The sequence below is a fragment of the Microcoleus sp. C2D2 genome (assembly GCF_036702495.1).
In the GTDB taxonomy this organism is placed as follows: domain Bacteria; phylum Cyanobacteriota; class Cyanobacteriia; order Cyanobacteriales; family Microcoleaceae; genus Microcoleus.
Genome location: NZ_JAUBTO010000060.1, coordinates 1 through 26,014 on the forward strand (window position 1 = coordinate 1; position 26,014 = coordinate 26,014).

Sequence of the window (26,014 nt, forward strand, 5' to 3'; positions counted from 1 at the left end):
AAAGGTTTCATCCTATTTTACCTTTTTTTGTCTACCCCCTTGACAATTTGCACTTTTTCTTAACTTGTCACAAATGGGTATGGGCCATACTTTCTCTCACTAATGACTGCTGACTAATGACTAATGACTGCTGACTAATGACTAATGATTCTGAATTTTCATGCTCAAATCCAGCCAAGTCGATCGCGTAATCGGAGCACTGGTAGAAATATAGTCAACTCCGGTTTCCGCTACACTTCTAATTGTTTCTAAAGTAACATTGCCGGAAGCTTCAATTTTTACCCGATCGCTCTTTTGGCGAATTATTGCCACTGCCTGCCGCATCAAATCAAAGGACATATTATCTAACATGATAATATCGGCTTTGTGCTGCAAAGCTGTTTCTACTTCGGCGAGAGTTTCGGTTTCGACTTCGATTGTCAGCGGATAGGGGATAGAATTGCGAATTAGGGCGATCGCCTCTGCAATTCCCCCAGCCGCGGCAATGTGATTGTCTTTAATCATCACGGCGTCATCTAATCCCATCCGGTGATTGCAAGCACCGCCGACTTGAGTTGCGTATTTTTCCAACAATCTCAATCCGGGCGTTGTCTTGCGCGTATCCACTAATTGCACGGGCAAATCGGCAATTTTGTCAACATATTTCTGAGTTAATGTAGCGATGCCGCTCAAACGCATTGCCAAGTTTAATGCTACTCTTTCTCCCGTTAGCAGCGCATCGAAATTGCCGGAAATTTCGGCGATTACTTCTCCTTTTTCGCACAGTTTCCCTTCTGGTACTTGGGGGATGAAACTGAGGCTGCTGTCTAAAAGTTTAAATGTGCGATCGGCAATTGGCAATCCGGCAATGACTCCAGCTTCTTTGACAATCCATTTAGCTGTACCCTGGATGCTGTTTGCGGGAAATAAGGCCGATGTTGTGCGATCGCCCCTACCGATATCTTCTAGTAGCCAGTTGTGCAATAGGGAGTCTAAAATTATCCAAGGCGGTAATATTGCTGTCATGTTTTTGTTGGTTGTTATATCAAGTTTAGGGCGGTGGGACGCAGAAACCGGGTTTTTTACGAAAACACTGGAGTTGAGCCTTTAACGCTGGTAAAAAACCCGGTTTCTTTGGTATTTATGCGTATGTCATAAGCCAGATTTGGGATGATATCTATTAGGAACGATAGTCGATCGGGTAATTTTAGGCAAGTTGCAAAATAAGGATGGTGTCAGTGCGATCGGGGACGATTCCCTTCGGGATAGCTTCGCTTCACGGGATTTTGGTTGCGGGGGCGATTCTACTACATTAGGGCTTACGCATGGAGGTCCAGAAACCGGGTTTTTTAGCGAATCTGTGGGCCCGAACGCGTCTTTTCGTAAAAAAACCCGGTTTCGAGGAGTCGGAGTGCGTCCAGGAATCTAAATAATCGGGAATTCTGTTGCTGACTTTGGGTGTGGGTGCTTTAATGGAGTAGATGGGTTACGATCGCGGCAAGAAACCATGATACAGCCAGTCATTTTAGAAAAATTAGCAGAACTCCCTGAGTTTCTTCAGACAGAAGTGCTTCATTATATTGAGTTTTTGATCGAAAAGCAGGCTAAAAACTCAACTCAAGAAAAGCCGACAAAGCGAGGGGGACTTGGAATTTGGAAAGGTAAAATCTGGATGTCTGATGATTTTGAGGAGCCGCTTGAGAATATGAAGAAATATGTGGATGCTGAGCATTAGATTACTTTAAGGTTATTAGTGAGACGGTCAATTTCAAAAAGAGACAACAAATGAACACAAAAAAATTTATGGAGATCGTCAATCTCCTGGACAGTGAACACCTTCGTTCCATACAGCGTGATTTCGCCGAATTGGTATTGGATTCTATTGTAAAGGAAGGTGTAAGCTGTGTTGCATCTAGATTGCCTATGGTATTAGAGAGGGAGAGGGGGTGAAGGGGAGAGGGGGAGAGGATTTGACGATTTTTGATCGGGACTCGAAATATACAATTTAAATGCACAACAGCTTATTGCGTGATATCCCATTTGTTAACACCTTGGATAGTTTACGCAAAATTCCTGGGGCAATCAAGCAGCAGCTAATTACCAATAAAATTAAAAAATTCTGGGAAGAGCTATCCAATCTATCCTCTGAAGAACGTCGAGAATTCGTTGAATGGATGAATCAAAATCCCAAGCAAAAGGCTGTAGTTGGAGAAACTTTATTACTACTAATTGACCGGGAAAACAGCGTTGAAAAACCATTAATTATAGCTCGATTACTCGAGCACTGTAGCCTCGGAAATATATCCGATGAGAACCTTAGGGAATTAGTGCGCAGAGTCAATCGTGTATATAATATGTCTGACTTAAATTACCTGACTAGCTTTACATCTGGTATTCAGAGCAATCCGCATATTGCTGCGAGTCTTCAAAGTGCTGGACTACTTAATTGGGCTGGTATGGATTGTGGAATTTTGGGTGAACCTTCTTCTGGAGGCGCTCTTTATGAATTAAATGATTATGGAAAAATGTTATTACAATATGGCTTAGATTCAGCAGTCTAACAATTCAGATACAGCCGATATCCTATTGACAATATGGGGTCTTAGTGATTTGATAGGAGCAATCTGAAATATCATATGCCTGTTCTTTGATAGCTGCGGCGGGTATCCTCTTGACAACGTTGGGTATTGGTGCTTTAGTGGGATGGATGGGTTTGTTTTGGTGTTAAGAGATATTTGCGCCCCAAATATATTATATCTAATAACATAATCTTCTTACTTTCGGTGGCTGATGTGCTTGAACAGCAGCGGAGACTATAATATTTATACAAAGGAAAAGCTGGCAAAATTATCAAACTACAGTTGCAATAATTCAGTAACAATATTTGTCTTAATAACCCGGGTCAGGTGTTACACTTTGAAAAATACTTTAAGTGCGACTGATGACTGTTTTTAAGCAATACAACAAGGAGCAGTAATTGTGGCAATAGAACTCAAAAAGATGACTGTCAAAATCCTGAAAGAAGGAGATCAAGTCATCAACGTCTGGTCAGATAAGTCGAGTTACTTTATCGCCGTTAAACAACAGAGTGGGGAAGTTTGTGTTTATTCCGTAACACTAGACGAAGAAAAAAAACCGAGACTCAGTAGAAATTCGCCGTTAACAGTTGCGTTTGGCGAGGGTGAGATAGAGTCAATATTTAGCACGGAAAGCGGAGATGTTAGAGTAATTACTGACTGAGCAAGGAATTGAAAATACAGGTTGTTATGTATGGCGAAAAAATCGGACAGAAATCGTGCTATAAACGCAAAAATTGACAACTTGACTCCTGAAGAGCAAGAGCAACTTAGCGACGCTATCAGACAAGCTAAAAGGAAGATTGCACCCGATGCCAGATCTACAGTTGTTGAATATGAGCAGGGCAAGTTACCTTCTTCCCCATCTCAAAATCAACTTGAAGGACAGGATGATTAAAGCAGTTTATTTGGGGAGTAATATTTTTATGGGACAAAAGAGACCATACGAACACCGAAAAGCGCAGAAGGAAGTTAAGAAGTTAGAGTCTTATCAATGTATGGTGTGTTGGGAAGTCAACCCTAAAGCTAACGGTCATCACCTGATTCCGTATAGTGAAGGAGGTTCCGCCGCAATGCAAAATATGATGACACTTTGTGCTTCATGCCATACCAAGTATCATAACGGTGAACTAAAAATCGATATTCATAGGTTTTGATATTTATCGCGAGAAACAAGTACGTTAAGTGTTCTTGACCAACACAGTACGGATTGTTTCGAGTCGGATGTTTAACAATCATGTTGTAGCGGGGGTCAAAAGTTCCCTTTTGCCTGTCAAACATTTAACCCCCGATTAAAATAAAGACGACTGAAAGAGGCATTATTATGACTATTCGTGATATTACGATCGCCCTTATTGCAGCAACTTCCAGAATCATTTTTGCCAGAAGTGAGCCACTACATCGACTTTGTGATGCACAAGCACCAAAATAGAATAGCTGAACCCAAACTCCCAGACGATATTGCTAAAGCTTGGGCAAAAGGGTTCGAGGAGGTCGATCGCTTGGAAGTAAGGAAGGACTAATGAACCGGATAGCGAATTTAAGCTACAGTAAAAGGTATAGCAGTTCATCTAACTCCAGAGCAGGCGGAGACTTGACGGTGGGCAACTAGCGCTGACGGGAAGTTTGCACGAAATTCGATCGGGTGGAATTCTGATAGTTGTGCTAATTGAGAATGCAAAAAAGATGTTCGGCGTTTGCGGGTAACTTTGGAAGTGGCGGGGTGGCAAACTACTTAGGGGTTCTGCACGATTTAGGTAGAGCCTTTAGAAAAGCGTAAATTCAAGACGTAAACCCTGTAAGGGAAAACCTATCGTAAACATAGGAGTTTTCCGTTTTCAAACTTAAGGGCTTAAAATGAGCAAATAGGGTGCACTCGGTCAAGCAAATCTCCTGTAGGGCTAGAGAAGGTTATATGGTGCGCCAGAGTGTGGGAAAACGGTTATCCAGTCTCAGAGTTGGGCAAAAGATCGGTTTGGGATACACCCTTGCTCTCAGCATTGCTGTGTGTGGAACAATTGCTGGGTTTGGAGTTGGCGATCGTTATCAACAACAGACTCAAGAGCGAGAAAAACACGCGCGTAACGAAGTGGAACTTCTGCATCGCTTGCAATCTCGTGTTCTCCAAGCCCGAACCCACCAGCAACAACTCATTCCTTTAGCGCCATACCCTGAAAAATTTGAGGCTGAATATGCTCACCTGCTGAAGCATGAAAGGGAAATTCAAGAAATTTGGGCTGAACTTAAGGCATTTGTGGCAAAGTCTCCGACCCTACAAGCTGGTGTGCGTCAAGCAACGATTACAGACTTGTTCCAAACCTATGAGGGTATACCACAACTCTACTCACAGGAATTAGAACGCCGAGTTGAACGAATTCGTAGTCTGGATCTTGCGTCACCCACTGATGTTGAGCAAGCCCAAGCGCTGATGTTGGAATTTACCAACAGCGATTTTGCGCTTGAATTCGATGGCATCTCCGATGATTTGGTGGGTTTAATTGACCAAGCTTACCAAGAACTTGAGGTAGCAAGAAGGTCATATCAAGAGGCTAGTGAAGTTGCTGAGAATGTGGTAGTTGCAAGTATCGGATTGTCTGTTGCGATCGCCATTTTTTTAGCCGTTTTGACCAGCCGAGCAATTGCCCAACCCATTCAATCTCTGACCAGCGTTGCCAGACGAACTGCTGAAGAATATAATTTTGAGTTACAAGCGACTATTGAGCAAGATGATGAAATTGGAATGCTTGCCAATGCCTTTAACCAATTAATTCGCGCTGTTCAACAACTGTTACAGCAACAGAAAACAGCCAACGAAGAACTCGAAAACTACAGCCAAACCCTTGAATCTAAAGTTGAGGAAAGAACCCAAGAACTCAGCGACAAAAATACGCAGTTGCAACAACTCTTAGAGGAACTGCAACACACTCATGTTCAAATGGTGCAAAGCGAAAAGATGTCTGCTTTGGGGCAAATGGTGGCAGGGGTGGCACACGAAATCAACAATCCAGTCAACTTCATTCACGGCAACTTGAGTCATGTGCAGGAATACGCCCACAATTTATTAGGTTTGGTGCAACTCTACCAGAATCACTATCCCGACCCAGCCCCGGAAATCCAAGCTGAGGCCCAAGAGATTGATATGGAGTTTATCCAAGCCGATCTACCTAAAGTCATCGACTCCATGAAAGTCGGCACGGAGCGCATTCGCCAGATTGTATTGTCACTCCGCAACTTTTCACGAATGGATGAAGCTGACTTCAAAGCCGTTGATATTCATGAGGGCATTGATAGTACCTTGTTGATTTTGCAACATCGCTTGAAAGATAAAGCAGAGCGTTTAGGGATTCAAGTAATTCGTGATTATAGTAATCTACCGCTAATAGAATGCTATCCAGGTCAAATCAATCAGGTGTTTATGAACATCCTGGCAAATGCCATTGATGCCCTGGAAGAAGCCAACGTCAAACGAACCTATCAGGAACTCAAGGAAAATCCAAACCTGATTACAATTCGGACTGCCATGATTGATTCAAAGTGGGTAAAAATTGCAATTTCTGATAACGGAATGGGAATACCTGAATCTGTTCAGAAACGCCTCTTCGATCCATTCTTCACCACAAAGTCTGTCGGTAAGGGAACGGGCATGGGGCTACCGATTAGCTATCAGATTGTCACGCAGAAACATCGCAGTAAATTAGATTGCTTCTCAATACCTGGTAAGGGAACCGAGTTTGTGATTCAAATCCTTGTCAAGCAGCAAATCCGTGATGCTGTCTAACAAAATGCGCCCCACTGCCGAAAGGTTTGCTATTAGGCTTTTGAGGTTATATGCTATGAGGTTTTAGTTGTAATATTCACTTTCTCTTTTCGCCTAAGTTCCCAAAAAACTAAAGCCCTTTTCCGTTGTTGCGGGAAAAGAGCTTTAATTTATTATTAACCTGGCACTGAGCTATTTTACCGGGCAGTGACCCGCCGAGTATCTTCGCCATAGCAACGTTTAACAACCGAGTTCGGGATGGATCGGAGTGGTTCCATTACATCATAAGCACCAGGAAAGCTTTTCAAACTTTTAATCCTGTGTCTGCGTTCTGCTTAATGCTAAGCTTGATGCGCTGCATCTGTTTCGCTCGACTTAATTACTGTATCAAGTTTTCCTTTGTCTGTCAACCCCAGAGTCAAAACTTTTTTTCGATCGCCCGAAACCCCCCCCAATAGCCGAGTTTGACGTATTATTTGCCAGTGTTGCCGATCGACCTTTAAGTCACAAATCCAAAAAAGTCGCATCCACACCTTGTTTTCTGGGAATCTTCCCGTCCTTCACAAACCACGCCACAACCTGCTTAACTGTTAATTGTTCGATCGCCCTCTCGGCTTCTGCCGCAATTTGCCTCTCATGTCGCAAAGACGCCACCACCCTATTCGTAAAAAAGTTTTCCTTTCCTCGCATCAAGTTCGAGCGACCCAAAATCTTCTGCTGGCCCAGAATATTGAGATTTCTACAAAACTCGCACCAAAGACCTCTCCAAAAATTCTTGTGGGGAGTAGCGGTTAGGCATCCTGCCGGCCGTAGACGAGCTTTTGTGTAGATGACTAATAACTCCCCAAAAAACTAAAGCCCTTTTCCGTTGTTGCGGGAAAAGAGCTTTAATTTATTATTAACCTGGCACTGAGCTATTTTACCGGGCAGTGACCCGCCGAGTATCTTCGCCATAGCAACGTTTAACAACCGAGTTCGGGATGGATCGGAGTGGTTCCATTACATCATAAGCACCAGGAAAGCTTTTCAAACTTTTAATCCTGTGTCTGCGTTCTGCTTAATTCTAAGCTTGATGCGCTGCATCTGTTTCGCTCGACTTAATTACCTTATCAAGTTTTCCTTTGTCTGTCAACCCCAAAGTCAAAACTTTTTTTTGTTCGCCCGAAACCGCCCCCAATAGCCGAGTTTGACGTATTATTTGCCAGTGGGGCCGATCGACCTTTAAGTCACAAATCCAAAAAAGTCGCATCCACACCTTGTTTTCTGGGAATCTTCCCGTCCTTCACAAACCAAGCCACAACCTGCTTAACTGTTAATTGTTCGATCGCCCTTTCGGCTTCTGCCGCCATTTGCCTCTCATGCCGCAAAGACGCCACCACCCTATTCGTAAAAAACTTTTCAAAACTCGCATCAAGTTCCATCGACCCAAAATCTGCTGCTGGTCCAGAACATTGAGATTTCTACAAAACTCGCACCAAAGACCTCTCCAACAATTCTTGTGGGGAGTACGGGTTAGGCATCCGGAGGGCCCTAGACCAGCTTTTGTGTAGATGACTAATAACTCACCAAAAAACTAAAGCCCTTTTCCGTTGTTGCGGGAAAAGAGCTTTAATTTATTATTAACCTGGCACTGAGCTATTTTACCGGGCAGTGACCCGCCGAGTATCTTCGCCATAGCAACGTTTAACAACCGAGTTCGGGATGGATCGGAGTGGTTCCATTACATCATAAGCACCAGGAAAGCTTTGAAAACTTTTAATCCTGTGTCTGCGTTCTGCTTAATGCTAAGCTTGATGCGCTGCATCTCTTTCGCTCGACTTAATTACCTTATCAAGTTTTCCCCGGTCTGTCAACCCCAAAGTCAAAACTTTTTTTCGATCGCCCGAAACCGCCCCCAATAGCCGAGTTTGACGTATTATTTGCCCGTGGGGCAGATCGAGCTTTAACTCACAAATCTAAAAACGCCGCCTCGGTTCCCTGTTCTGTGCGAATCTTCCCGTCCTTCACAAACCACGCCACGACCTGCTTAACTGTTAATTGTTCGATCCCGATCTCGGCTTCTGTCGCAATTTGCCTCAAAGGCCGCAAAGACGCCACCACCAAATTCGTAAAAAAGTTTTCAAAACTCGCATCAAGTTCGATCGACCCTTTAATACTCTCATCATTCTTAATCCAATCCATCACCTGCCCATTAGTCACCTCAGCCACCGGCTTCCCAGTCTCCCCAGCAATTTGCTTGAGCACCCTCAAAGCATATATTGCCACCCGCGCCGAAAACTTTTCCTTCGACGACAGCAGCGCCATATCAACTTCCGCACACTCTTCCGGCTTTAAAAAATCTGCTAGCGGTTCCATAGTTATTAGTTACTTGTTATTTGTTTATTTGTTATTGGTAATCGGTAAAAACATCTATCCGTGTATCCGTGTCAAAATCCGTATCGTGCTGTTGGTAATCGGTAAAAGCAAAAAACACCCATCCGTGTATCCGTGTCAAAATCCCTGTAGTGCTGTCGGTAATTAGTAATTAGTAAAAACACCCATCCGTGTATCCGTGTCAAAATCCGTGTAGTGCCTTCCCTCATCCTTCTTCCTTCTTCCTGACATCCGTTACATCCGTTACATCCGCCCTTGCGAATCCGTTGCCGAACTTCCCTCATCCTTCTTCCTTCTTCCTTCTTCCTTCTTCCTTCCTTCTTGCAATCAAATAACCGCAGCGGTGTTCCCCATTAATAATCCAGTGAGTCCGCTCCACAATACAATCCGGCAACACCCCCGCAAACATTTCCAACTCATTGCCACACACACTCGGAAAAGTTTCAGCAACATTAGAAATCGCGCAGTTGTGTTCCATCAACACAAATCGATCGCCCTTAAGGGCGCGATCGCCGATCCCAACCTCTACAGATTCTACAGGATAACACTCAGCCATATAACCTTCAGCCCTGCGGAGTTCCATTAACTTAGTCACCCTCTCTTGCAGCGAACCCGCACCCACCAGCCGCCGATACTCCGTCGCCTTGCGCTGCCACTGTTTTCGCAAGATAGTTATCACTTGCTCGCGGCCGACGGTTTCCGCCAACGTATCCAGGAAAGAGACAGCAAAATCGCGGTAACGATTCGGGAATCGATCGCGCCCCTGACTGGTAAGCTCATAAATGTGCTGAGGACGCCCCATACCAGCCTGAACCGACTGATACTGAATCAGCCCCTCCGCTTCCAAATCCTTCAAGTGACGGCGAATCGCCTGGGGGCTGATATCCAAAGACTCCGCCAACTCAAGAGCCGTCCCCTGACCCCCCTTGAGCAAAAATTGCAGGATGTCTTGTTTCGTGGAAGTCTGCTGAGTAGTCTCCATCATCTTCACAAAAAAATATTTATTGCACTTTGACAATATCACTGTTGTTAATGTAGCTTAAAATATACTAAAGCAACAAACCCGTTGTTTAACTTCCTTGCAGCAGCCCCCAGAACTCGCCGGGCCCCCGACAGTTGGGCGTCTGCCATCTTTGAGAGACTTATCCAGAACACTCGAAAGCGCAAAATAATGAGCTCTACAGTCACAACCCTAGTCAACCAGCCCTACAAATACGGTTTCGTCACCGACATCGAATCAGACACCATCGCCCGCGGCTTAAGCGAAGATGTAGTCCGCCTGATTTCCGCCAAGAAAAACGAACCGGAATTCATGCTGAAATTCCGCCTCAAAGCATACCGCAAGTGGCTGACAATGACCGAGCCCACCTGGCCTCACGTCAACTATCCCGCGATCGACTACCAACAAATTATCTACTACTCCGCCCCCAAACAAAAGCCCAAAAAGCTCAACAGTTTGGACGAAGTAGACCCGACACTGCTCGAAACCTTCGAGAAACTCGGCATTCCCCTTTCCGAACAAAAACGGCTGGGAAATGTCGCCGTCGATGCCGTTTTCGACAGCGTTTCAATTGCCACAACATTTAGAGAAAAGTTAGCCAAAGATGGCGTTATTTTCTGTTCCATCTCAGAAGCCGTCAAAGATTATCCCGAACTAATAGAAAAATATCTTGGCAGCGTCGTACCAGTCGGCGACAACTTTTTCGCAGCCCTCAACTCAGCCGTATTCAGCGACGGTTCTTTTGTTTACATTCCCAAAGGCGTAAAATGCCCGATGGAACTGTCAACCTATTTCCGTATCAACAACGGAGATTCCGGCCAGTTCGAGCGCACACTAATTGTTGCAGAAGAAAACAGCTCAGTGTCTTACCTAGAAGGCTGCACCGCGCCGATGTTTGACACCAATCAACTGCACGCCGCCGTCGTGGAATTGGTAACAATGGACAATGCCGACATCAAATACTCCACAGTGCAAAACTGGTACGCCGGCGACGCCAACGGCAAAGGCGGTATTTACAACTTCGTGACGAAACGGGGTTTGTGTCAAGGAGTCAATTCTAAGATTTCTTGGACACAAGTAGAAACCGGTTCCGCGATTACTTGGAAATATCCCAGTTGCGTGTTAGTCGGCGACAACTCGGTGGGCGAATTCTACTCGGTAGCGCTGACAAATAACAAACAGCAAGCTGACACCGGCACCAAGATGATCCACATTGGTAGAAATACTCGCAGCACGATTATCTCTAAGGGAATATCGGCGGGTAATTCATCCAACAGCTATCGCGGTTTGGTAAAAATGGGGCCGAATGCTAAAGGCTCTCGCAATTACTCTCAGTGCGATTCCATGCTGATAGGGGATAACGCTCAAGCGAATACTTTCCCTTATATTCAAGTGCAGAACCATACTGCTAAAGTGGAACACGAAGCTTCTACTTCTAAGATTGGGGAAGAGCAATTGTTCTTCTTCGCACAGCGGGGAATTTCCGCAGAAAATGCTATTTCGATGATGATTAGCGGTTTCTGTAAAGATGTTTTCAATCAGTTACCGATGGAATTTGCGGCGGAAGCTGATAAGCTGTTGAGTCTGAAGCTGGAAGGAAGTGTCGGGTAGAAGGAAGAAGGAAGAAGGAAGAAGGAAGAAGGAAGAAGGAAGAAAATATTTGGGCGGGCGAGAAACCCTCGTTACCAGGCAGAGCCTGGTAACGCATATAAGCGAGGCTCTGCCTCACATTTCTCTCTCCCGTTTCCAACGAGGCAGAGCCTCGCGACACGCATTCCTAGGCAGAGCCTAGGAACGAGAAGAAAAAACTGTAAAGTGCATTGAGGAAAAGGACAAAAATAGATGATTGTAGAAAATAGTCAAGTGGTGCTATCCGTCCGCGATTTAACGGCAAATGTGGAAGATACCCAAATCCTGAAGGGTTTGAATCTGGAAATTAAATCGGGTGAAATTCACGCGATTATGGGTCCCAACGGCTCGGGGAAAAGCACTTTATCCAAGATATTAGCCGGCCATCCTGCTTATACAGTAACGGGCGGAGAAGTTACTTTTTTGGGTCAAAATTTGCTGGCATTAGCGCCGGAAGAACGCTCTTTAGCTGGCGTGTTCCTAGCTTTCCAATATCCTTTAGAAATTCCCGGCGTTAGCAATCTGGATTTCTTGCGCGTGGCTTACAATTCTCACCGCAAACATCGCGGCTTGGAAGAATTGGATGCTTTTGATTTCCAAGATTTAATCGAGGAAAAGCTGGATATTGTCAAGATGAATGATTCTTTTTTAGACCGCAGCGTTAATGAGGGTTTTTCCGGTGGCGAGAAAAAGCGGAATGAAATTTTACAAATGGCGCTGTTGGAACCCAAGTTAGCTATTTTGGACGAAACAGATTCGGGTTTGGATATCGATGCTCTCAAGATTGTCGCCGGCGGTGTGAATCAGTTGTCAAATGCTGAAAATTCGATGTTGGTGATTACTCACTATCAGCGGTTGCTGAATTACATTATTCCTGATTTTATTCACGTCATGGAAGGCGGCCGAATTATTGCGACAGGCCCGAAAGAGTTGGCGCTGGAATTGGAAGAGCGCGGTTATGACTGGGTTGGGGAAGAGGAAGCAGCAGGAGTAGGCGCGCGATGATGAATACGCAAGTTGCTATTAGGGAAATGTTTTTGACTGATTTGGTGAATCAGTGCGGCAAGTTGGGCGCAGCTAATAAGGAAAGTTCTGCTTACGGGTTGCAGGATTTGCGGGATGCGGCGAGGGAATACGTGCTTTCTTCGAGTTTTCCGACGGTGAAGGATGAAGAATGGCGCTTTACTGATTTGTCGCCGGTGTTGCAAATTCCTTTTCATATACCCCAGAGCAATCAGTCACAAGTTAAGCTGGCTGATATCATTATGCCCGTGAAAAATCGGGATGATTTACCATTAAGATTGGTATTTGTCAACGGTTTTTATGCGCCGGATTTGTCAACGGTGGAGTCGTTGGTTTTGCCGAATTTGCCGTTAGCGGAGCCCTCGAAGAGGATCGACTTTTACGCAGGTAATCTATCCAATGTACCCGAAAAATATCAAGGGCGCATCAGCGATGTTTTGAGCAAGCACAGACAGCAAACCGAGGTGTTTACCGCGCTGAATACTGCGGGTTTGGCGGATTCTGCGGTGGTGTTCGTGCCGGCCAATAAGTCGATCGACCTTCCGATTCACTTGCTGTTCCTGACAGCGCCTGATGCATCTGGCACGATGTGCCAGCCGCACTGCTTAGTCATAGCTGAGCCTGGAAGCAATGTCACGCTGATTGAGGATTACGCAACTATCGGTAATGTCCCTGCATTTACGAATGCTGTAACGGATGTTATTGTCGGCGAAAACGCCACTGTGAATCACGTTCGGCTTCAGCGGGAAGGTGGAGAGGTTGTTCATATCGGCAAAAGTGCGATCGAACAATCTCGTAATAGCCGTTACACTTGCCATGCTATCAGCTTGGGAGGCAAAATATCGCGGCACAATTTAGAAGTATTTCAGCGCGGCGAAGCCACTGAAACAACTTTAAACGGCTTAAGCGTAGCCTTTGGGGAACAGTTGGCGGACACTCACAGTTTAATCGATTTTAATCACCCTCACGGTACAAGCCGCCAATTGCACAAGTGCATTGTCGGCAACAAAGCCCGCGCTGTATTTAACGGCAAAGTTTTCGTTCGCAAGGCCGCACAATTGACAGATGCCGGACAATTGAGCCGGAATTTGTTGCTGTCGCCGAGAGCTCGCGTAGACACTAAACCGCAGTTGGAAATTGTCGCCGACAACGTTAAATGTTCCCACGGTGCAACTGTCAGTCAATTAGAAGATGATGAACTTTTCTACTTGCAAAGTCGCGGTTTGGATTTAGAAAGAAGTCGCTATTTGTTAATCGATGCTTTTGCAGCCGAAATTCTCAATCAGTTGCCAATAATTGGCGTGGCGAAAATGCTTTCTACCTGCGTGGCTATCCAAGGATAAAATAATCAGCCACAGCGTCGAAGCCTGTTCCACAACAATAAATATTCTTGTGGGGTGGGCGAATAGCCCGCCCAGAATCAGCAACAGCGTCGAAGCCTGTTCCACAACAATAAATATTCTTGTGGGGTGGGCGAATAGCCCGCCCAGAATCAGCAACCATACTAACTTCTGAAATTTATGACACTTATTCAAGAAAAAACACTTGCATCAAAAGTTCGTGGCGACTTCCCTATTTTGACTCAAAAAGTCAACGGCAAACCGCTAATTTATCTAGACAATGCAGCTACTTCTCAAAAACCCCTAGCTGTGCTCAACGCTTGGCGTGATTACTACGGACAATACAATGCAAACGTGCACCGCGGCGCTCACACTCTCAGCGCCAAAGCGACTGATGCTTACGAAGGTGCTAGAGACAAAGTTGCGGCGTTTATAAATGCCGCGTCGCGGCAAGAAATTGTTTACACTCGCAACGCCACCGAAGCGATTAATTTGGTTGCTTATTCTTGGGGCTTGAGCAATCTGCAAGCCGGAGATGAAATTATCCTGTCGGTGATGGAACACCACAGCAATCTCGTTCCGTGGCAAATGATGGCTCAAAGAACCGGTGCGGTGCTGAAGTTTGTCGAGTTAACGGAAACTAACGAGTTTGATGTGGAACAGTTTAAAACGCTGATTTCCCATAAAACTAAATTGGTGTCAACCGTTCACGTTTCTAATACTTTAGGCTGCATTAGTCCTGTTAAAGAAATCTGCGAAATTGCCCACAGTTTCGGCGCGAAAGTTTTAATAGATGCTTGCCAAAGCGTGCCGCACATGATAGTAGATGTGCAAGCAATAGATTGCGATTGGCTGGTTGCTTCCGGTCACAAAATGTGCGCTCCGACTGGCATCGGTTTTCTGTACGGTAAACTGGACTTGCTGAGAGAAATGCCTCCGTTTTTCGGCGGCGGCGAGATGATTGCTGAGGTGTTTCTCGATTATTCCACCTATGCCGATTTGCCGCACAAGTTTGAGGCCGGCACGCCTGCAATCGGCGAGGCGATCGCCCTCGGTGCAGCAATCGATTATCTTAGTAACATTGGCATGGATAAGATTCACGCTTACGAAGCAGAATTGACTGCTTATATGTTCCAACAATTGCGGCAAATTCCCGAGATCAAAATTTACGGGCCAGAACCAGACAGCAACGGCGAAGGTAGGGCAGCTTTGGCGGCATTTACAGCCGGAGAAATTCACGCTCAAGACTTGTCTACCATGTTAGATCAGGAGGGAGTCGCGATTCGTTCGGGGCATCACTGCACGCAAGCTTTGCACCGCTATTTGAACGTTTCATCTACGGCGCGGGCGAGTTTGTATTTTTACAATACTCGCGAGGAGATTGATGTGTTTGTGAAAGCGTTGAAAGAGACGATCGACTTTTTTGCTGAGATTATGGGATAAGTTAATTAGTGATTGAACGGGCTTTTTTGGGAACCGCAGATGTCGGCAGATGAACACGGATGAACGCAGATGAAGAAAAAATCTAAATCTGTCAATATCGCTCTTTCTTCATTCGCGTTCATCAGCGTCTATCCGCCTACATCTGCGGTTAAAAAAAAGATTAGCCTAATTAAAATTCCCTAATCTCAGGATGAACAAACTGATAACCAGCCACCTTAATCTTTTGATTCGACACCCTCGCATTATTGGGATAATTTAATTAGTGATTGAAATGGCTTTTTTTTGAACCGCAGATGTCGGCAGATGAACACGGATGAACGCAGATGAAGAAAAAATCTAAATCTATCAATATCGCTCTTTCTTCATCCGCGTTCATCAGCGTCTATCCGCCTACATCTGCGGTTCAAAAAAAAGATTAGCCAAATTAAAATTCCCTAATCTCAGGATGAACAAACTGATAACCAGCCGCCTTAATCTTTTGATTCGACACCCTCGCATTATAAGGCCGCACGCTAGGACTTCCATCCCAAGAAACTTGAGGCAGATTGTGAGTTTCAAAAATGCGATCGAGCAATTCGCGACTCGATAGCGACACATCCCCGACTAAATTATAAATTCCCTGCAATCGATTTTCCAAAGCAAAGGTTAACCCTCCAACAATATCATCTCGATGCACCCAATTAGTAGTATCTTTCCCCCTACCTGGACGAGTGCTCCCAGCCCAGCCTCCAAAGATTTTAACTAATTCTCGCCCAGGCCCATAAATTCCTCCCAAACGGAGAATGCAGACGTGAAGATTGGGACTAGATGCTGCTAATAAAACCCGTTCTGTTTCTGCGATAATTTCACTGTTTGGATTAGCCGGCGCGACGGGTGATTCTTCATTTACCAATTCACCTTGGCGATCGCCATACACAGAATAAGTACCCGTATAAATAACCTGCTTTACTGTCGGTATCTGCTGTAAAACCGATACTAAAGTTGTCGCAGTATCTAAATAACTTTCCCGATAAGTATGAGGATTTCGGGCACCGACGCACAGCATAACAGCATCTTGTTCTTGCAGTACAGAGGCGATCGCATCTTTGTCATTTCCTTTGAGCACGGCTACCCGCTGCGCGACACCCTCCAACTCAACTACTCGCGTCGCCGTGGTAGTTGTCGCCGTCACGGTACAATCAGATTTGCCGCGTAAATGTTTGGCTGTCGCAGTACCCACATAGCCGCAGCCGACGATCGCAACTTTCATAAAAAATTCTCCATTGTGTCATGTTCTCTAAAATTATTGCCGGTTTCTGAAATCATGGCGCGCTGAGTTTTGTGGTAAAATGCAAAGCGTCGTTATCAATCGGAGTAGCATCGTGTCCGAGAGAGATATTTTTGCCACATCCTCAGAAAGCGAACTTTTAGCTTTTTATGGTTCTTTGTTTGCGATCGCAGCCGCCGATGGTTCCGTTGATATTGACGAACTAGATTTGTTGTTTAAAACCATAAATTTAGACAAATTTTCTGACTCTGCAAAGACTCAAATCCAATCCTACACAGCCAGTCCCCCATCACTCAGCGACTGTTTGCAAACACTCAGCAAGTCCGAAGAACCGCTGCGTTTGGGAGTCATGTATTTTTTAATTAACATTGCTGGGGCAAATAAGACGCTGCATCCCGCCGAAAGCGAGGCGATCCAATCCGCAAAAAAACTGCTGGCGGTTTCCGACTTGCAAATCCAAGCCATGCAGGAATTCATCGCAGACCTGAAACAAATACGGGAGGCAGCCCCTAATAAAAATCAGGCATCAGCATCTTTCAAGTCGGCTGTTTCCCAGCTTAAAACTAAGGGGATTCCTCTCGATTTGATCGACCGGAAAGGAACCACAACAAACCTCAGCAACCCCCAAATCAACTATTCCGATGAAAGTTTTTGGACTAAACTTAAAAACTTTGCTTTAACCGCAGGAAGAGAAGTAGTTGAAAAAGCTTTGATTCTCTACTATACGGCTCACAACCCAAACGTGCCTGCTTGGGCAAAAGGAGTTGTAGTTGGAGCTTTGACCTATTTTATATCTCCTGTCGATGCCATTCCCGATATATTAGTCGGCATGGGATTTACGGACGATTTGGGAGTATTGCTGGCGGCGATCGCTACTGTTTCAGTATACATTAATGCTGATACTAAAGAACAAGCCAAACAAAAAATGAAAAATTGGTTTAGCTAATAATATTATGTCCGGCGGATCGTTTTGTTTCCGTCTGTATCGGAATAATATAGCAGTTGTCAATCGGATGAAATACAAGACACGTGAGTGCCGTGTCCCTACCCAATATCTGTAATTCACTAAACTGAAAACTTGATTATTGTGGGTTATCAGTCTTTAATTGGCTTGCCATCTCGATTGACAATACGGCTTTCACCATCCTTAGCCGTGACATTTTCATAAACCCCTTCATCCCGCTTCACATACTTGCTGAAACCCGAATTTTTATAATCGGTGTCGGATGTCGGCTTCATCAACCTCGGAGCGCTCAGCAGCCGACGTACCGGAGCATCTGCGGGAGTCTCCCCGGGTTCGCACTTAGCCAACTCGCACAGTTGACCCCAAGTCGAAACTTCCAGGTTCATGCTGTGCGAAACTTCTAACTGCTGGTTGTTTTTGGGACAAAAATAATCGTATACAGGCATACTAAGAATCTCGTTTGCAACTACTAAAATTACTAATTGCACGGTTATTGAGAATATTATAGCTCAACCTTACTAAAAATTCAAGCCCAAAAATCAAACTTTACTATTTTTAACGGTTGTTGAAACCTTAAATCAGCTATATTATTAACCCAGTGTGCTTGCTCCCGGATGCGATCGAGACAGAGCCCAAAACTACCCTACCCTGACATCCTCTGACTCGCTCGAACGATCGCACGATCGACCGCTAGCAAATGCCCGCAAGACTTCCGTGAATGCCGTCAAAGGATCGATCGTCATTTTCAGACTGTACGCAAATCACAGATTCTAAGTTTCAATTTTATTTATTTACTCACCAGCGAGGATTTACCGATGAGCGATTTCAAAGTTACGCCAGAAGTAGAGCTGAACACAGCTCAAATGTTGGAGCGATACGAACTGCAAGATGAGACTACTCTGCGGCGTTGGGCAAAACTGCACGGCATCAACAGCACTCGCGGTTTCTTCTATCCGAGTGAAGTAGATTTGATGGATCACGCTCACCACCATCTTTACAATTTGGGAATGAGCATTGCTGACTACCAAAGTCTTTTAGACCGGCGCCGCACCCATTCCCAGACATCAGGCGACCAAAATAAAACAGTAGCAAGTCAAGTTGCTGACGAAGCATACGATGCCATAGAAACGCTGACAGATCAGTATGCTGAAGCTATAGATTTAATGGGAGAACGTATCGCAGACCATTTCATAGATGAACTCGATTTATCTGTGATGCGACACCTTTCTCAAAAAGTGAAAGACCGCCGCACTCTCAACGGTCAAACTAAAAAGCCTAACCGTTTTCTCCAAGTGATTAAAGCTGTGTTACAACCGAGCAGCGAAAATACGCTTCTGGTTCCCAAAAAAGAGAATGACTCTAGTTTAGAATTAGAACAGCATCATCGGCTCGGCTAGTCGCCGATTTTTTTTGAAAGACTAAGAGACTTTTTGTAAAATTTACTGGTCAAATTTACTGAAAAGCCCACCCGAACCCTCCCCTAGTCAAGGGGAGGGAGCAAGAGTCAATCGATTTTAGATTTTAGATTTTAGATTTTAGATTTTAGAATTGAAGCATTGACCCCACAGATAAATTGGGCGGCTTGTTTATCGGATACAGGTTTTTTATTTCTGGGTCCTGAGTCTGCGAAGGAATGAATCCGGGGGCTTGTATCCTGGATGCTTTCGGTCACATTTTTTATATTATGAAGGGTAACTGAAGAGAATAAATTAACGTTTCCCAGAAGTCTAAATAACTTTTAAACTGATGTGGGGTTTCGCGAATCAGCCCAACCTAATATAACTCGGGACAGATGGCGCGATCGCCAAAATTAGAGATAATATTTGCTGAATTGAACCTGTCAACCTCGCCCAAGGTAAAAAAATGATTAAATCCTGGATGGTAATTGGAGGCGTCGCCTTGATAGTAGCACTAGCCACTAACATAATCCCGCCCAGCGACATCCAATGGTTCAACCGCTTGCAGCGTCCGAGATGGCTAGTATTTGAAAGAGCAATTCCCCTAATTTGGACAGTAATTTTTATTTGTGCAGCTTGGTCAGCAGTGATTGTTTGGGAAAAAGAACCAGGAACTCAGGAGACTTGGCTGAGAATGGGTTTGTACCTGCTTTTAGAAATAGTAACTATGTCTTACACGTCGGTTATGTGCAGACTTAGGAGCCTAAAAGTCGGCACAATAATCGGCGGAACGGGCGCTATTTTAAGCGTAATACTAGCTTTAACTGTGTTGCAAGTTTCCGAGCCTGCCACCCTGTTATTGCTGCCTTACATACTTTGGAGTCCGATCGGCACTTACACCACTTGGGTAATGATGCATTTGAATCCGGCGGATGTTTAGCCTCTCAGGGAATTAGTCATTTTAATGGGATTGCAAGCATCGGGAAAAAGCACTTTTTTCCGCGACTGTTTAGCTGCCACGCACGTTTTGGTCAGCAAAGATTTAATGCGAAACAATAAAAATAAATCGCGCTGACAAATTCAATTAATTGAAAATGCACTGCCAGCAGGTCATTCAGTCGCTGTTGACAATACCAATCCCGAAGTTCTCGATCGCAAGCCGCTGATTGATATCGGTCGCACCTATAATGCCCAAATCATCGGTTACTACTTTGAATCAACAGTCAGCGACTGTTTAGCTCGAAATCAAAAGCGATCGGGCAAATCTCAAGTTCCAGACATAGCAATTTATGCTACTCTAAAAAAAATGGTATTGCCCAGTTACGCCGAAGGGTTTGAACGTCTGTTTTCCGCCCGCATAGCAGAAAACTTTACCTTTGAAGTAAAAACCTGGCCCGCAGAGAAAGTTATTCATGGACAATCAGACATTTGAAAAAAAAATGCGCGAGCTTGAATATTTTCACAGCCTGCGTTTATTGCCGGGCACTCACACAATAATTCGCGCCGACGGTCGCAGCTTTTCCAAATTTACTTCCTCAAGTTTTGATAAGCCTTTCGACTTAAAATTCCACGAATTAATGGTGGAAACTGCCAAAGCGCTCCTGTTAGAACTAGATGGCATTTACGCTTATACCGAAAGTGACGAAATCTCAGTTTTGTTTCCTCCAGATTGGGATTTATTTGACCGCAGCTTAGAAAAAATTGTCTCTATTTCTGCCAGTATTGCCAGTGCAACTTTCACTCGCGCCGCCCAAACAGCAGTCAATCGATTTTAGATTTTAGATTTTAGATTTTAGATTGAAGCATTGACCCCACGGATAAATTCGGGGGGCAAGTTTCTCGGATACACGTTTTTTCTTTCTCCACGGATGAATCCGGGGGCTTGTATCCTGGAGGCTTTCGGTCAGTTTTGACAGCCGCATTTGTTCCGCAGCCAACAAATCGCAAGTAGTAGATTATTTTCTATGGCGCCAAGCAGATGCAGCGCGCTGCGCTTTGAATGGCTGGAGTTATTGGATGCTGCGAAAAAATGGCGAAACGGGTGAAAATGCAGCAGTTATATTAGAGAAACAATCGGTGGCTTTCAAAAACGAATTGCTGTTTCAAAACGGAATTAACTTTAATGAACTGCCGGCTTGGCAGCGCCGGGGAACGGGATTGTATTGGGAAAAATACGATAAACCCGGTTATAACCCGATCGAAGGCAAAGAAGTTGTGGCAGTGCGGCGGCGACTCAAAGTCGATGAAGATTTGCCCGTGAAAGATGAATACAAAGAATTTATTAACCAATTTTTAAATGTTGGCGATTAACCATTAAGGAGATGTTGTAAAATGCGGTGGCAATTGATGAATTCTTAGTGGGTTTTAACCGAATGCAAGCTGTGAGACGGGGGTTTAACCCCTGCCCAATGTTGAGCAAGCGAGTTAGCCTATTTTCGGTAGTATCTACCTGCAACGCAGGTTTTAGTCAGCAAAGACTTGATGCGAAATAATTGTACAGTTGCACAACTGGAAACTTATCAGGAAATTGGGTTTAAAACCCCTTCTTCAGTGGCCGGCTTTAATTTCTTAAATCCCTTCCTAAAAATCAGGAATTGCTGGTATTTGTAGTATACTAAAATAGTCAAGGTTAAACTCCTTTACCATCGTGAAACAGTTAAGACACACTTTTAGGTATAAACCGGGGGACGCAGAGCGGCGAAAACTCTTAAAACAGCTAAAGGATTAACGCATCCTTAAACCAGTAAAAACAAACAATTTCTTGATTTGTTAAGTAGGGTAGGGCATACCCAAACTCTAGGCTTGTATCCTAGTACGCTTTTGGAGATAGACCCTCTGGGGTTACTGTGAATTAGACTCGTCAATTTGTACTATTGTACGGTTGAAAGGTTTAAGGACTGCCGCTCTTGACATGGTGCTTAAAGGTCAGTCGATGAATTAAGAATCCCCACGCCTGATAGCCCGGGAGTGTCAAGATATCGGTAACCCAAGCTGCATGAACCAAGTGTGCTTGTCTATGTAACGGCGTTGAAAATGGATTTTGCCCTCAACAACATGAAAGAAGCCACACCCTTGCAGGGTAAAACTTTTGCCAGTTGGTAGGTTGCCACCAAACTCACCTAGAAATTTGCCGCCACCAGTCCACTCGCCATCCTCAAACAGATTCTCAGCGTGCGTGTAATTGTCCCGAAAGGCTTGCAAGAAGGTAACTAAACTTTCAAGCAATGCCTCACGCCCGTTTAGAGAACCGCCAAAGGCAACTTGATGGTTCTCTGCATCGTCGTGATAAGCAGAAACCCAGTCTTGGAGCACTTGCTTGGGCGTTTTCATTTTTGGTTCCCTAATACAGATAAGTAAAATACAGCATATTCCAGCTTCATGAAGTACAGTAGCAGATCTATTGTGTGGTACGTGTTATGTAGGGTGCGTGGCTGCCGCCGCAGGTTCAATGAAACTTGCAGATTCTTGATGATGGCAACGCACCTTACTTACTACAAGATTGTGCGTACCAGACATACATGGAATATGCTGTATTGCTCCTGGGCTTCTCACCCTCAAATTTACCGACTTGGAGACCTGCTAGGTGCCTCTGTTTCCGGGGGCTCGGGAGGGGGAGATTCAGCATCGGGAGGGTTCAGGGACTCCTCCCAAACTTCGATTTGCGATCGAGCTTGCTCAAAAGCCCGAGTGCCCGAGGGAATTTTCTTCAAAGTTGCGATCGCCCCAGCCAGATCCGACGACGACTGTTCCACACCAAGCGCCAAAATCCGCTGGCTCCACTCATCAATCGCCTCACTCGCCTGCCACCGGAGCGAACTCGACTCGGGTACCTGAAGAGCCAGCCCAATCGCCCTTTGCAGAGCGTCCGCAGTCCCCACTCGGGCGGCCTGACGGGCGCTCTCCAAACCTTGCTCGCCCTCAAATTGAGCCTCCCAAGTCCGAATGTTCGATTGAGCTTCCTCATAAAGCACCCGTCCCGATCGAATCCGGCGCGCCATCTCAATTGCCCCCACCAAATTGCCGCCCGCCGCTAGCTGCTGAGCTCTATCCAAAAACGGCTGGTCAACAAGCCGCTGTCTCCTGTCGATCCAAGCTTGAATTTTGGTTTGAGCTTCCCCGTAAAGCGCCCTACCTCTACTGATCCGAGAAGCTTGAGCAACGGCGGCCTCCAGAGAATTGGGATCGCCCTCCCGAGCCAAATCGTTCGCTCTTTGCAGAAACGGACTGTCTTCCAACAGCTCGATTTGACGGCTCAAGCTGCTAATTTGACGGAGAGCTTCCTGGGAGCGGGGATTTGATTCCGGGACTGTTTCCAATTGCGCGATCGCAGCCCTCAAATCCTTTACCCCTCCCGGCGCTGCCAGCCTGCTTGCCATATCCAAAACTTTGACATCAGCCATTTCTTGCTGCCAGCGGCCGACTAAATCTTGAGCTTGTTTGTACAAAGGGCGGCCCGACTTCAAATTTTGAGCAATCTCGATCGCGTTGGAAAAACCCTCAACAGAGCCAGTCAAAGCCTGAGAAGTAGCATTCGCCAACTGGTTAAAATCCTCAACTTGTTCCCTTAAATTTGCAGTGTCGGGAATCTTGTTAGCGATCGCGATCGCCTCCTGCCAATCCCCAGCCTGCAAGCGTTTTTGGGCGATCTCCATAATTTTCTTGCTAAATTCCGCGATCGCCTTATTGGCAGCTTGATACAAATAACTGTTTTGACCTATTCCCTGAGCCAGCTTAATCCCCATCACCAGATTGTCTAGACCTCCCTCTGCTGCTTTATTCCGGGCTTTTACCAACTTATTGCCCTCAGCCCGAGTCGTCTGAATTAGCTTAGTCAATTCCTCGTACTTAGCCGATTCCCAGAAAGTATTTCCCAAATCCAAAAGCAGAGTAGCTTGGCGGAAAGCCAGCGTCCACTCTTCCTGACGCAAGTGGTCTTCTGCCGTGCGGTAAATTTTCTCTGCATCGCTCCATATCGACTGCCACTTTTCAATCTGCTTTTCCACCGTCGGGTAAGCGGGAACGTTTCTAGGAACTTTGTTCGCTATCGCAATCGCCTCCTCCAGCTTTCCTTCTTGAAAACTAACATTTCCCAGCCTGAGAAGATCCTCTGACCACCGATCGATTTGAGTGTTAATTCTCGGCCGCAGCGGATGGTCTTGTGGCAAAGCATTCACTAATTCGATCGCCAACAGCAAATCATCCGCGGTCCGCTTGCTTGCTGCTTGTTGAGCACAAAAAAAGCGATCGTTAGCAGAAGCCGTCGGCCAAAAAATCTTTGAGCAATTCGACTGCGAGGTCAGGTTGAGCAAAGACGCAATTGCCACAAACCCCATACCCACCGACAGCATCAAACTCACCGCCAGCCAAAACTGCCACTTCTTCGACCAGATCCGCCACAACTGATTGTGTTCCTCCGGCGGCTGCGAGTTTTCCTCAGACAAATTCGGCGGTAGTTCCAGATGCCCTCCCGGCATTTTTCCCGAAGTAACCAACTCTCGGAGCTCTTTAAGTCGTTGAGCCCGGTTTTTCCTTGCTGGTACCCTCACCAGCGACGAAGTATCCTTTGTTGACTCCAAGGATTCTGATGCAGACCAACGGTCTGGTGTTTTGCGCTCTTGACTCATATCCTCACCACAAACAACAATCAGCCTGTCTTAATTATTTCAAAACAGCGATCGCTGCTATTGACTGCTTTATAGAATGTATTCATCACTTTTAAATACTCCTGCAGGCGAAAGACTACAAGAGGCAATCGCCAAATCGCAAAAATTAAAATTTTGTGATTAGGTAATTGATAATGGGTAATTGGCAATTGGTCAAGGCCTTTATCCCCAACTCGCACTCATGATTGCCAATTACCAATTATTATCTCAAGAACCGGAGTTCGATCGCAAATCGCCGATCAGTTCCGCAAGCTGATCGCTGCTAGCTTGGTAAACCTCGTTGCAGAAATGGCACGTAGCCTCAGCCCCGCCATCTTTTTCTATCATGTCTTGGAGTTCCGCTTCGCCCAACAGTTTCAAAGCTCCCAAAACTCGATCGAACGAACAGCCACAGTGAAAGCGCACCATCTGAGTTTCCGGGAAAATTTCCAGCCCCATATCTCCCAATAACTGTTCGAGAATCTCGTGCAGCGTTTTCCCCGAGCGCAGCAGCGGCGTAAAGCCCGACAGTGCAGCCACTCTAGATTCTAAAGTTTGCACCAATTTTTCGTCCGTTGCCGCCTTAGGGAGAACTTGCAACAGCACACCCCCAGACGCTTGTACCCCGCCCGCCCCCACAAACACCCCCAAAACCAGAGCCGAAGGCGTCTGCTCCGAGGTTGCCAAATAGTGACTCAGATCGTCGCCAATTTCGCCGGACACCAATTCTACCGTACTTGAGTAAGGGAAGCCGTATCCAACGTCCCGCACGACGTACAAATAACCGTCACCTATTGCTCCGCCGACATCGAGTTTGCCTTTAGCATTGGGCGGCAGTTCCACTTCGGGATTGTCCACATAACCTCGAACCGTTCCATCAAGTCCCGCATCAATCAGAAGTCCGCCCAGCGGCCCATCTCCTTTGATGCGAATGTTGACTCTCGATTCTGGCCGTTTCATGCTGGAGGCGAGTAACAGCCCCGCCGACATCGTGCGGCCGAGGGCGGCTGTAGCCACGTAGGAGAGCTTGTGCCGCTGTCTTGCTTCTTCGGTGAGGCGGGTGGAAATGACGCCTACAGCGCGAATTCCGCCCTCTGCGGCTGTAGCGCGAATTAATTGATCGGCCATGAAAAACCTTACTTTGTCTTTTGATACCTTCTTGAACTATTTTAGAAGTTCTTGAAGGTTGTGGCAGGAGATAGCAGCTGTTGACTCGGCGGGCCTGTCCGTGCGATCGAACTTCTGAACTCGCCTCTGTTTTCTATAAAACCTTGATTAACCGACTATTTATTAACAAATCTTCTGAGGAATTCTTCAACACAAATATTTATTTGAAAAACCCATAACAACGAGTGCCTTTATTTTTCACAATCCACCGTGTTCTCAGTCATTTTATAACAACTAACAAATAACCACTAATAACTAATAACTATAGTCCTGAACGCACTCCGAAGAAATAAACCGGGTTTTTCAACCGAGCTAGAGGCTTTTAAGCCCGTGTATTTAATCTAAAAAACCCGGTTTATGACTACCGAGGCATAAATCCTAAACTAATGACTAATGACTAATGACTAATGACTAATGACTAATGACTAATGACTAATGACAAAAGCTTATCTTGTCG

Annotated in this window: 29 protein-coding genes and 3 rRNA genes; 17 read left to right on the forward strand and 15 right to left on the reverse strand. The window is 45.5% G+C overall.

Going from position 1 to position 26,014, the window contains the following annotated elements:
* Window positions 1–141: 141 nt before the first annotated feature.
* On the reverse strand, window positions 142–1,005 hold the full coding sequence (gene nadC / locus QUB61_RS19595) for a carboxylating nicotinate-nucleotide diphosphorylase (RefSeq protein ID WP_333136814.1): 864 nt from the start codon (window positions 1,003–1,005) through the stop codon (window positions 142–144).
* Window positions 1,006–1,486: 481 nt separating this feature from the next.
* On the opposite strand from nadC, the gene vapB reads away from it, so the two are divergent.
* The 7 genes from vapB (at window position 1,487) to QUB61_RS19630 (ending at window position 6,333) form a co-directional block, all read left to right on the forward strand.
* Window positions 1,487–1,714, forward strand: a complete 228-nt coding sequence (gene vapB / locus QUB61_RS19600; protein ID WP_333136816.1) for a type II toxin-antitoxin system VapB family antitoxin — start codon at window positions 1,487–1,489, stop codon at window positions 1,712–1,714.
* A gap of 274 nt (window positions 1,715–1,988) precedes the next feature.
* Window positions 1,989–2,540, forward strand: coding sequence for a hypothetical protein (locus tag QUB61_RS19605; RefSeq protein WP_333131795.1), 552 nt, complete (start codon window positions 1,989–1,991; stop codon window positions 2,538–2,540).
* 418 nt (window positions 2,541–2,958) lie between these two features.
* On the forward strand, window positions 2,959–3,219 hold the full coding sequence (locus tag QUB61_RS19610; RefSeq protein ID WP_333131797.1) for a hypothetical protein: 261 nt from the start codon (window positions 2,959–2,961) through the stop codon (window positions 3,217–3,219).
* Between the two features lie 30 nt (window positions 3,220–3,249).
* On the forward strand, window positions 3,250–3,453 hold the full coding sequence (locus tag QUB61_RS19615) for a hypothetical protein (RefSeq protein ID WP_333131799.1): 204 nt from the start codon (window positions 3,250–3,252) through the stop codon (window positions 3,451–3,453).
* Window positions 3,454–3,553: 100 nt separating this feature from the next.
* A complete protein-coding gene (locus QUB61_RS19620; RefSeq protein WP_333131868.1) occupies window positions 3,554–3,712 on the forward strand; it encodes an HNH endonuclease in 159 nt (52 codons plus the stop codon).
* A gap of 177 nt (window positions 3,713–3,889) precedes the next feature.
* Window positions 3,890–4,078 (forward strand): hypothetical protein, encoded by a 189-nt coding sequence (locus QUB61_RS19625; RefSeq protein WP_333131801.1) that lies wholly within the window; start codon window positions 3,890–3,892, stop codon window positions 4,076–4,078.
* Between the two features lie 392 nt (window positions 4,079–4,470).
* Window positions 4,471–6,333 (forward strand): ATP-binding protein, encoded by a 1,863-nt coding sequence (locus QUB61_RS19630; protein ID WP_333131803.1) that lies wholly within the window; start codon window positions 4,471–4,473, stop codon window positions 6,331–6,333.
* 158 nt (window positions 6,334–6,491) lie between these two features.
* Here QUB61_RS19630 and rrf (QUB61_RS19635) read toward each other — a convergent pair.
* From rrf (QUB61_RS19635) to sufR, 9 genes are all read right to left on the reverse strand, one after another.
* A 5S ribosomal RNA gene (rrf, locus tag QUB61_RS19635) occupies window positions 6,492–6,608 on the reverse strand.
* Window positions 6,609–6,653: 45 nt separating this feature from the next.
* The gene (locus QUB61_RS19640) at window positions 6,654–6,839 is read right to left on the reverse strand and encodes a hypothetical protein (RefSeq protein ID WP_333131805.1); all 186 of its coding nucleotides are present in this window, start codon (window positions 6,837–6,839) and stop codon (window positions 6,654–6,656) included.
* Window positions 6,817–7,020 (reverse strand): hypothetical protein, encoded by a 204-nt coding sequence (locus QUB61_RS19645; protein ID WP_333190078.1) that lies wholly within the window; start codon window positions 7,018–7,020, stop codon window positions 6,817–6,819. The genes QUB61_RS19640 and QUB61_RS19645 overlap by 23 nt, the downstream gene beginning before the upstream one ends.
* 193 nt (window positions 7,021–7,213) lie before the next feature.
* Window positions 7,214–7,330, reverse strand: a 5S ribosomal RNA gene (gene rrf / locus QUB61_RS19650).
* 45 nt (window positions 7,331–7,375) lie between these two features.
* Entirely contained in the window at window positions 7,376–7,561 is a 186-nt protein-coding gene (locus QUB61_RS19655) for a hypothetical protein (protein WP_333131808.1), read from the reverse strand.
* A complete protein-coding gene (locus QUB61_RS19660; protein ID WP_333131810.1) occupies window positions 7,539–7,733 on the reverse strand; it encodes a hypothetical protein in 195 nt (64 codons plus the stop codon). The genes QUB61_RS19655 and QUB61_RS19660 overlap by 23 nt, the downstream gene beginning before the upstream one ends.
* A 201-nt stretch (window positions 7,734–7,934) precedes the next feature.
* Window positions 7,935–8,051, reverse strand: a 5S ribosomal RNA gene (gene rrf / locus QUB61_RS19665).
* Window positions 8,052–8,259: 208 nt separating this feature from the next.
* Entirely contained in the window at window positions 8,260–8,667 is a 408-nt protein-coding gene (locus QUB61_RS19670; protein ID WP_333131812.1) for a hypothetical protein, read from the reverse strand.
* A 298-nt stretch (window positions 8,668–8,965) separates the two neighbouring features.
* A complete protein-coding gene (gene sufR / locus QUB61_RS19675; protein ID WP_333131814.1) occupies window positions 8,966–9,670 on the reverse strand; it encodes an iron-sulfur cluster biosynthesis transcriptional regulator SufR in 705 nt (234 codons plus the stop codon).
* A gap of 186 nt (window positions 9,671–9,856) precedes the next feature.
* On the opposite strand from sufR, the gene sufB reads away from it, so the two are divergent.
* From sufB to QUB61_RS19695, 4 genes are all read left to right on the forward strand, one after another.
* On the forward strand, window positions 9,857–11,296 hold the full coding sequence (gene sufB, locus QUB61_RS19680; protein WP_333131816.1) for a Fe-S cluster assembly protein SufB: 1,440 nt from the start codon (window positions 9,857–9,859) through the stop codon (window positions 11,294–11,296).
* Window positions 11,297–11,527: 231 nt separating this feature from the next.
* Window positions 11,528–12,319 (forward strand): Fe-S cluster assembly ATPase SufC, encoded by a 792-nt coding sequence (gene sufC / locus QUB61_RS19685; protein WP_333131818.1) that lies wholly within the window; start codon window positions 11,528–11,530, stop codon window positions 12,317–12,319.
* A complete protein-coding gene (gene sufD / locus QUB61_RS19690; RefSeq protein ID WP_333131820.1) occupies window positions 12,316–13,680 on the forward strand; it encodes a Fe-S cluster assembly protein SufD in 1,365 nt (454 codons plus the stop codon). Before sufC ends, sufD begins: the two co-directional genes overlap by 4 nt.
* A gap of 177 nt (window positions 13,681–13,857) precedes the next feature.
* Complete coding sequence (locus tag QUB61_RS19695; protein ID WP_333131822.1) at window positions 13,858–15,120, forward strand: SufS family cysteine desulfurase; 1,263 nt, start codon at window positions 13,858–13,860, stop codon at window positions 15,118–15,120.
* Between the two features lie 424 nt (window positions 15,121–15,544).
* On the opposite strand, the gene QUB61_RS19700 is transcribed toward QUB61_RS19695, so the two are convergent.
* On the reverse strand, window positions 15,545–16,369 hold the full coding sequence (locus QUB61_RS19700) for an NAD-dependent epimerase/dehydratase family protein (protein ID WP_333131824.1): 825 nt from the start codon (window positions 16,367–16,369) through the stop codon (window positions 15,545–15,547).
* Window positions 16,370–16,448: 79 nt separating this feature from the next.
* Here QUB61_RS19700 and QUB61_RS19705 point away from each other — a divergent pair, with 79 nt between their 5' ends.
* Window positions 16,449–17,333 (forward strand): DUF1232 domain-containing protein, encoded by an 885-nt coding sequence (locus QUB61_RS19705; protein WP_333131826.1) that lies wholly within the window; start codon window positions 16,449–16,451, stop codon window positions 17,331–17,333.
* A 149-nt stretch (window positions 17,334–17,482) separates the two neighbouring features.
* Here QUB61_RS19705 and QUB61_RS19710 read toward each other — a convergent pair whose 3' ends face one another.
* Window positions 17,483–17,797: a zinc ribbon domain-containing protein gene (locus QUB61_RS19710; RefSeq protein WP_333131828.1), complete on the reverse strand. Its 315-nt coding sequence runs from the start codon at window positions 17,795–17,797 to the stop codon at window positions 17,483–17,485.
* 369 nt (window positions 17,798–18,166) lie between these two features.
* On the opposite strand from QUB61_RS19710, the gene QUB61_RS19715 reads away from it, so the two are divergent.
* From QUB61_RS19715 to QUB61_RS19735, 5 genes are all read left to right on the forward strand, one after another.
* Window positions 18,167–18,748 carry a hypothetical protein gene (locus QUB61_RS19715; protein ID WP_333131830.1) on the forward strand — a complete coding sequence of 194 codons (582 nt, stop codon included), beginning with the start codon at window positions 18,167–18,169 and terminating at the stop codon, window positions 18,746–18,748.
* Between the two features lie 466 nt (window positions 18,749–19,214).
* Window positions 19,215–19,688: a TspO/MBR family protein gene (locus tag QUB61_RS19720; RefSeq protein WP_333131832.1), complete on the forward strand. Its 474-nt coding sequence runs from the start codon at window positions 19,215–19,217 to the stop codon at window positions 19,686–19,688.
* A gap of 147 nt (window positions 19,689–19,835) precedes the next feature.
* Window positions 19,836–20,180, forward strand: coding sequence for an AAA family ATPase (locus QUB61_RS19725; RefSeq protein ID WP_333131870.1), 345 nt, complete (start codon window positions 19,836–19,838; stop codon window positions 20,178–20,180).
* A complete protein-coding gene (locus QUB61_RS19730; RefSeq protein WP_333131834.1) occupies window positions 20,161–20,523 on the forward strand; it encodes a tRNA(His) guanylyltransferase Thg1 family protein in 363 nt (120 codons plus the stop codon). Before QUB61_RS19725 ends, QUB61_RS19730 begins: the two co-directional genes overlap by 20 nt.
* 145 nt (window positions 20,524–20,668) lie before the next feature.
* Complete coding sequence (locus tag QUB61_RS19735) at window positions 20,669–21,058, forward strand: hypothetical protein (RefSeq protein ID WP_333131872.1); 390 nt, start codon at window positions 20,669–20,671, stop codon at window positions 21,056–21,058.
* Between the two features lie 660 nt (window positions 21,059–21,718).
* Here QUB61_RS19735 and QUB61_RS19740 read toward each other — a convergent pair.
* From QUB61_RS19740 to hslO, 3 genes are all read right to left on the reverse strand, one after another.
* Entirely contained in the window at window positions 21,719–22,078 is a 360-nt protein-coding gene (locus QUB61_RS19740; RefSeq protein ID WP_333131836.1) for an ester cyclase, read from the reverse strand.
* Between the two features lie 230 nt (window positions 22,079–22,308).
* Window positions 22,309–24,372, reverse strand: a complete 2,064-nt coding sequence (locus tag QUB61_RS19745; protein ID WP_333131838.1) for a hypothetical protein — start codon at window positions 24,370–24,372, stop codon at window positions 22,309–22,311.
* Between the two features lie 246 nt (window positions 24,373–24,618).
* Complete coding sequence (hslO, locus tag QUB61_RS19750) at window positions 24,619–25,518, reverse strand: Hsp33 family molecular chaperone HslO (protein ID WP_333131840.1); 900 nt, start codon at window positions 25,516–25,518, stop codon at window positions 24,619–24,621.
* Window positions 25,519–26,014: the final 496 nt, after the last annotated feature.